Source organism: Lysobacter sp. GCM10012299 (assembly GCF_042649405.1).
Lineage (GTDB): Bacteria > Pseudomonadota > Gammaproteobacteria > Xanthomonadales > Xanthomonadaceae > Lysobacter_J.
Genome location: NZ_JBHRZC010000005.1, coordinates 190,740 through 197,084 on the forward strand (window position 1 = coordinate 190,740; position 6,345 = coordinate 197,084).

Consider the following 6,345-nt stretch of genomic DNA (forward strand, 5'->3'; position numbering starts at 1 on the left):
CAGATGCGACATGCCTTGATCCTGATTGTGGCTTTGCTCGTGGCCCAACCTTGCTTCGCCGGTGAAGTCGCCTACCGGACAGGAGGTGCGTCGTTTGCAGGCACGTGGCATGCGTTCTACGACCTGGGCGACCACGAGCCCGAGCTGGACGACCCGCTGATCAAGCGCGGCCCCGCCATGGTTCCCGCGATTTGCGAGGCCGTAACGCATTCGGACATGAAGTACCGCAGGTACGCCGTGAGTGCACTGGGCTACATCCGCGACCCCGAGGCGCTTCCATGCCTGGAACGCATCCTCCGGGACGAGGGGGAGCTGGATTACTTTCGTGGCGATGCGCTTGAAGCGATCTATCGCATCAACCAGCAACTCGGCGAACGTTACGTTGTTGAGTTTGGAGGGCGCGGCGGCTACCTGTTGCTGATGGCCGATCTGATTTCGCGAGGGGCCGTTCGAATCGGGGACTTCGGGTTGGGAGATGATTAGTCGAGGTCAGCATTCATGACCAGCGACTCAAGGAAGGGGGCACCATGGATCTCGAAATCATAAACACCTTCCTGGCGGAAATCTTGACCGCTTTTCCGGAAGTTCGCGCCAGAATGGAATGTCACGACGACTACATGACGACATCTCGCATGGAGGAATTCGCCAGGGCGACAACTGACGCGTTCTCCGAAGGCAACACGGAACGCGCCGTCGAGTACCTGGCCTTCATGTCGAAGCGATTGGCGAATTGCTCCCCGGTCGAACTGGAGTACATGGATGTCTATTACGTAGAGAGCCTCTTCTGGCCCCACGGCACAGATGCCGCGCGGGTCGGCTGGCAACATGTCCCTGAGAATCTCAAGGAACTGTTCGTTGAATTCCATGGTCGACCGCCACTTTGAGACCTGGGCGAAAGCGGACGAGCAGGCAATGACAGGCGAGGCGTGCATGGCATGGGAGCTGACGCGATGATCGCGATTTCGTGCGCAACTTGGCGCCCAGGTATCCAGGTTGTCTCATTGATTGAGTTGGTCAGAAACAAAAACGCAGTCGCGCTGCCCGAGGCAAAGCGCTGCGTCGAGGCATTCCTTGGCGGTGAGCCGCTTATCGTTCTCGCCGACGATGACTTGGATGCCGACCGTTTGAAGAGATTGCTGCGAAGGGTTGGGGTGGTCGGTCTCCGCCTCTCGTCTGCGCGATCGGAGCCGTAAGGCCTCGCCACAATCCCCAGTTTGGGGCAGACTCGCGGCGGTTATGTTCTTTCGCAAGCCATCACAGACCACAGGGCTTGCCGTCGCCGCCGGCCTCGGCACACGCGCTGCCGGCAGGTGCTGGTTCACAGGTCAGCCAGGACACGGCAAGACCCTCCACGCGATCGATCAGGCCCTATACTTCCGCGATCAGGGCCGCTTGGTCTACGTCTGCAACGTGCGAGGTTTCCAGCACGAAAAGGCCCGCGTGTTGCCCATGTCGCCGGAGCAGTTTTGCGACTGGATGAATTTCCTGCCTGATGGTGCCGTAGCGCTCGTCGACGAAGCCTACGAACACGAAATGCTGCCAAAGCGCCCAGCCGGGTCGAAGGTGCCGCTGCACGTGCAGCAGCTGGCGAAGCATCGCCACAAGGGTCTAGATTTCATCTTCGTGTCGCAGTCGCCGGCCAAGCAGGTTGACGAGTTCGTGCATGACCTCATCGAGCGCCACGTCCATGTGCGCCGCCGCTTTGGCCTGCCGTTCGCGCATCTGCGGATCTTCGATCGCTTTGAGCGGAACCCGGAAAAGGGATTCCCGCTGATCCTCAAGCGCGTGCGACTGCCAAAGCGTCCCATGGGCCTCTATGAATCCACGGTGCTCGACACTACCGAACGCCGTATCCCTTGGTACTACCCGGCGGCGGCCTGCTTGCTGCTCGCTATCGTTGGTGGCGCGGTCTACGCGATGAACGACGTGAAGGCGAAGCTCGGCGGAGAAGCACAGACCGCAAGAGCAGTGACCGCAAAGCCCACGGTGGCCGAGGACGGAGCGGTAGCGACGGCTGAGGTCGCCGGGGGCGCATCCTCACGCGCACTCAGGGAAAAGGATTACGTCGCATGGATTACGCCGCGCATCGGCGGGCAACCTTGGACCGCTGCCGCCTATGACGGGTTGCAGGTGCCAGGACAACCGCCACGCGTGTTCTGCATGGCATCCGGCGAGGCGCCCGAACAAAGCTGCTCGTGCTTGACGGAGCAGGGCACCAAGTACGTTATCGAGACCAACCGCTGCCTGATGATCGCCAAGGACGGCCAGTACGAGCCGTTCCTCGACACCAACAAGGGCAACATGCACCGCATGGACGAAGTGAGCCAACGTGCAAGGCTCGCGGAGTCTGGGGGTGTAGGGGGCGAGCCCCCTACGGCTATGCCCGCTGCTGCGGGCGCTCCTTCATCCGGTGCAACGATCAGCGCGCCGCAGGTCAGCGGCTATGGCGACATCGCAGCTCGGCACGTCGATTCCGCCAACTGATTACTGCCTTCCTACTTGGAACGGATGTCGGCGAACGTAAGCTCCATGGACTGTTCGAATCCGCCGTGGTACAGCGCTTTCATGAGCGCAAGCGTCATTGCTGCGCTGCCCTTAAAGTTCCATTGAATACTGCCGTTGAAGTTGCAGTTCACGATGGAAACCGGTGCTGTGCCGGCGTATTCAAGAATGGCGTCTTGGAAGCTACACTTTTCGTAGTGAAAGTCATCCATTTGTACCCGGCCAGTGAGGTGCATGCCAACAATCTTGTGTTGCGGCGGCCTGTCTAGCGCAGACGGGGCCGAGGATTTCACCGGCGCTGTAGGCGGCGCGGATTTGACCTGTTCAAACTCCGGCTGCCCCTTGGCTTCGAAGCTCACGCCAGCGATGCTCACTTTGTCGGATTCGGCGAGGCGCTTAAGCACTGCGCGAATTTCACGGCGGAAGAAGTACAGGGCGCCAGCGGCCAGCGTCACCCAAGACCACGTGGCGTTCAGATACTTGAGCAAGAGTTCAAAGTTGAGATAGCACATGGCGCCCCCCCGGCACTGAGATTTCGGGAGAGTATCAGCGTTCAAACATTCGGGCGTGCCTCCACAGCCAACGGTCCAGTTGGTGCGGCGCAATCCATTCGCCGCCAGGTGCGACCAATCGGGCGCCGGCCATGCGCCAGCCGGCCCAAGGCCCATGGAGCGCCGTGTGGTTGTAGACGACTTGTTGGTGGTGACGGAGCGCGCAATCGTTTGGGCAAGCGCTGCCGGGCTGCCAGCATGGCGGCCTCAGTTCGTTAGTCATGGATTCCCCCCGGAAACGAGCCGGGGACCTTATCGGTCCCCGGTGGTTAGAACTGTAGGTTTAGGCCGCGTGAGCCAGTCGGGAAGGGCCTACAGGCCGCAGCAGATCGCGCAAAGCCCGCATCAACCACTTCGCATAATGCATATTATGTCCACCTTGCTGATACTGGCCATATGGCTGGCCTACCGTCTGGTGCGGGCTTCCCCTACAGAAGCCTACGCCGTCCTGGCCGATACCTATCCCCGTTGAAATGGCAATTGGCACAGGGGGTGCCTGCATGAACATCGATTTCGATGGCGACTGGTACGGATGGCGGCTGAGAGGCCGCCATCTGGTTTCTGAGGACGGCCAGCGCATGACCATCGAGCGCCTGCGTGGCTTGATGTGGCGCGACAAAATGGAACTACGCCTCGCTGGTTATGCTTCAAGGCGCAAAGCAGTGCTTCGGGCGCCCCGAGTCGGCCCTTCCCGACCCGTTATAACGGCCTAATCCGATACCTGCACACTCCGGGGACCTATTGGGTCCCCGGCTCGTTTCTGGGGGATCCATGACCGACGAACTCAGGCCGCCGTGCTGGAAGCGCGGAACCAAGTGCCCAAACGAATGCGCCGCAAGACACCACCAACAAGTGGTCTACAACCTCCAATCTCTCAACGGGCCTTGGGCCGGCTGGCGCTTAGCCGGTGCCCGATTGGTCGCCCCTGGCGGCGAATGGATTGCCCCGCATCAGCTGGACCGCTGGCTCTGGCGGCATGCCCGAATGTTCGCGGACTAGATCTAATGTCCGCTAACGGCCAGAAGCGGACGGACGCCCCTGTGGACCTTACTCAGTCGGACAGGGATCAGTAGCGATGGGACAGACTTCCACTACTGCGGCCACCGGCACTCCGTGCTTAGGGATCACGCAATCGACGAACCAGATGCGGACCTTGAGGCCAGAGCGAAGCCGGTCTTCAAAGCCGCTGCCATAAACCGTGAAGATGTCCGTGGATTTGACCAGATCGACACGTTGGGCCTTTTCATCGCTTCGCGGTAATACCCACAGATGCCCGGCCTGCGTACTCTGGATCGTACCCACCAGGGTTGCGGGTGAAGGAATCACGTCGCTGCCGTCGGCAGGCGGGAGAACGCATTGCGACGCGCCGACCGGCGTTGGCGTAATGGCAATCGTCACCATCAGTGTGGCTACAAGCGTCGGACTCATGATTGATTTTCTGCGGACGTTAGGGCCGCCCCGGCGGCCGAACTGGCCCTGCGACTCAATGACCGCAATGGGTCGGAAGCTGACGTTAGCACCGGTCACGACGCCCAGATAGCCCCAATGTCCGCTATCGGCCAGGACCGGTCATAAGCTTATTCGCCCCGGAAAACCCGCGTGGCGCCCGTTCTACGGTCTACCCTGACGCTGAAAAAGCAACCGGGTGGCGGCAGCGGCGTGCAGTGATAGTAGAAGGACCACTCGCTTCCATCCTCGGAAAGCGACAGAGGGAAAGTGTCCAACTTGTAGCGCGCGAGATCGTATCCGTGAGCTTCGGCTGCTTTCCTCGCAATAGCTAGGCCTTCCTCCCGAGTGAGCAGCGGCCCGCTAGCGGGATCGTCCCGCGTCGATCCAGCAAGCGCCTCCCCAACGAGCGCAAGGCCAGGCGCCCAAAGGCCAAGCACGGCGGCCAATGCCAATCCAAACATCATGCCCGCCCCTCGTTGGTGCTACGGAATAGTCGGCAGTCTGTCAGCTTTGGGTCGAAAGCGGACGTTAGCACCGCCCCCGGCGGTGGATCCAGCCGAGCGTCCGCTATCGGCCAGAAGCGGACATTCGCGAGCATGGCCTGTCAGGCGGTTTCGGCCGCACCCGCGGGATCTTTTTCGTAGTCCTCTTCTTTTCCAAAGTAGACATCCCACCAAATCTCTAGCCCCAGACGAGCAAGGCCCGTGAGGGCGTGATTGTCGAGGAATGGCCCACCCTGTCCGGAAGAGACCCAGTAACAGCAGACGTCAATGTCGCAACCGGCTTCGCGAAGCTGCGCTAGTTCGGTTTCCTTGTCCTGTAGCAGTGAAATGACTGCTCGGACATGTTCCAGACCGTCGAGCGACTGCACGATGTTGTCACTACTCCATGCCCAGAAGTGATTTTCCCGGCGGTTTCGATACTTCGACTCCGAATCGATTGGGCTGATCCGAGTGGCTTCGATGCCCAGGACGCGGCCGATTTCTACCGGGTGCGTTGTCTGGGAGAAGACGCGGAGAGTGGCGTAGGTTTCGAGACAGGTCATCTGGTTCTGAGGTTTGGCCGAAGTGCCACGCGGTCCAATCGCATCTGCAAGGCGGATGTCCGCTTTGGGTCGAAAGCGGACTTACCCTACCCCGAAATCAGGCTTGCCGATATGCATTATGCGAAGTGGTTGATGCGGCTTTGCGTAGCCTGTTCGCACCTGTAGGCCCTTCTCGACCGGCCCACGCGGCCTAAACCGATACCACACGACACCGGGGGCCGATTTGGTCCCCAGCTGGACCGCTGGCTTTGGCGCCACGCCCGAATGTTCAAGGACTAGCTCAACGTCCGCTTTCGGCCAAAAGCGGACATTGGCAATCTCATTTGATCGGTTGACTCGTCAGCTTCAATGCGTCCCGCCGCGTTTCATCGAACTGAACTTGCGCGATCGGAACGCACCCTAGCGCAGGAAGTGAAATTGCCCTGACGGCGTGCGACTCAAAGGTCGCCATTGCCTCGTCAAGCATGCTGCCTGCGCCATGAATCGTATAGATGGACGAGTACTCGTCAACCGTGTCATCAAAGCCGGCGTCCAGTATCCAGAACGCGTCCCCAGCCTCATTGGCTGCAAGCACGTAACGCGGAACATCGTGGAAGTCCCGATAGGCGATGATGGCGTACCACTCGTTCGAAACCATTAATCGACTTTCCCGTGATTCGGCTGGCAGTTATGCGCGCGGAACGTGAGTGTCCGCTTTGGGTTGCGGTTTCAACCGGTCGATGCAACACACTGAGAGCTGCCTAGGCAGCGGGAGTGTTGCAGATGAAGTACCGGGCAAGGATCTGTTACACGGAAAGC

The 6,345-nt window shown here is 60.2% G+C and carries 9 protein-coding genes; 4 read left to right on the plus strand and 5 right to left on the minus strand.

What is annotated here, in order from left to right:
• Positions 1–3: 3 nt before the first annotated feature.
• The 3 genes from ACFOPO_RS14930 (at position 4) to ACFOPO_RS14940 (ending at position 2,484) form a co-directional block, all read left to right on the plus strand.
• Positions 4–483, plus strand: coding sequence for a HEAT repeat domain-containing protein (locus ACFOPO_RS14930; RefSeq protein WP_386704158.1), 480 nt, complete (start codon positions 4–6; stop codon positions 481–483).
• Between the two features lie 44 nt (positions 484–527).
• A complete protein-coding gene (locus ACFOPO_RS14935; RefSeq protein WP_386704159.1) occupies positions 528–884 on the plus strand; it encodes a hypothetical protein in 357 nt (118 codons plus the stop codon).
• A gap of 352 nt (positions 885–1,236) precedes the next feature.
• On the plus strand, positions 1,237–2,484 hold the full coding sequence (locus tag ACFOPO_RS14940; RefSeq protein WP_386704161.1) for a zonular occludens toxin domain-containing protein: 1,248 nt from the start codon (positions 1,237–1,239) through the stop codon (positions 2,482–2,484).
• Positions 2,485–2,495: 11 nt separating this feature from the next.
• Here the strand turns inward: ACFOPO_RS14940 and ACFOPO_RS14945 are convergent, their stop codons facing one another.
• On the minus strand, positions 2,496–3,014 hold the full coding sequence (locus ACFOPO_RS14945) for a hypothetical protein (protein ID WP_386704162.1): 519 nt from the start codon (positions 3,012–3,014) through the stop codon (positions 2,496–2,498).
• Positions 3,015–3,048: 34 nt separating this feature from the next.
• Positions 3,049–3,276, minus strand: coding sequence for a DUF3653 domain-containing protein (locus ACFOPO_RS14950; RefSeq protein ID WP_386704163.1), 228 nt, complete (start codon positions 3,274–3,276; stop codon positions 3,049–3,051).
• A gap of 548 nt (positions 3,277–3,824) precedes the next feature.
• On the opposite strand from ACFOPO_RS14950, the gene ACFOPO_RS14955 reads away from it, so the two are divergent.
• Complete coding sequence (locus ACFOPO_RS14955; protein WP_386704164.1) at positions 3,825–4,052, plus strand: DUF3653 domain-containing protein; 228 nt, start codon at positions 3,825–3,827, stop codon at positions 4,050–4,052.
• A gap of 48 nt (positions 4,053–4,100) precedes the next feature.
• Here the strand turns inward: ACFOPO_RS14955 and ACFOPO_RS14960 are convergent, their stop codons facing one another.
• From ACFOPO_RS14960 to ACFOPO_RS14970, 3 genes are all read right to left on the minus strand, one after another.
• Entirely contained in the window at positions 4,101–4,481 is a 381-nt protein-coding gene (locus ACFOPO_RS14960) for a hypothetical protein (protein WP_386704166.1), read from the minus strand.
• Positions 4,482–5,106: 625 nt separating this feature from the next.
• Positions 5,107–5,547: a DUF4279 domain-containing protein gene (locus ACFOPO_RS14965; protein WP_386704168.1), complete on the minus strand. Its 441-nt coding sequence runs from the start codon at positions 5,545–5,547 to the stop codon at positions 5,107–5,109.
• Between the two features lie 319 nt (positions 5,548–5,866).
• Positions 5,867–6,184 (minus strand): hypothetical protein, encoded by a 318-nt coding sequence (locus ACFOPO_RS14970; RefSeq protein WP_386704170.1) that lies wholly within the window; start codon positions 6,182–6,184, stop codon positions 5,867–5,869.
• Positions 6,185–6,345 lie beyond the last annotated feature (161 nt).

Coding starts and splice junctions, on each gene's coding strand:
- ACFOPO_RS14955 (WP_386704164.1), top strand. CDS start 3,825: ATGACCGACGAACTCAGGCCGCCGTGCTGGAAGCGCGGAACCAAGTGC.
- ACFOPO_RS14930 (WP_386704158.1), top strand. CDS start 4: ATGCGACATGCCTTGATCCTGATTGTGGCTTTGCTCGTGGCCCAACCT.
- ACFOPO_RS14965 (WP_386704168.1), bottom strand. CDS start 5,547: ATGACCTGTCTCGAAACCTACGCCACTCTCCGCGTCTTCTCCCAGACA.
- ACFOPO_RS14935 (WP_386704159.1), top strand. CDS start 528: ATGGATCTCGAAATCATAAACACCTTCCTGGCGGAAATCTTGACCGCT.
- ACFOPO_RS14945 (WP_386704162.1), bottom strand. CDS start 3,014: ATGTGCTATCTCAACTTTGAACTCTTGCTCAAGTATCTGAACGCCACG.
- ACFOPO_RS14940 (WP_386704161.1), top strand. CDS start 1,237: ATGTTCTTTCGCAAGCCATCACAGACCACAGGGCTTGCCGTCGCCGCC.
- ACFOPO_RS14950 (WP_386704163.1), bottom strand. CDS start 3,276: ATGACTAACGAACTGAGGCCGCCATGCTGGCAGCCCGGCAGCGCTTGC.
- ACFOPO_RS14970 (WP_386704170.1), bottom strand. CDS start 6,184: ATGGTTTCGAACGAGTGGTACGCCATCATCGCCTATCGGGACTTCCAC.
- ACFOPO_RS14960 (WP_386704166.1), bottom strand. CDS start 4,481: ATGAGTCCGACGCTTGTAGCCACACTGATGGTGACGATTGCCATTACG.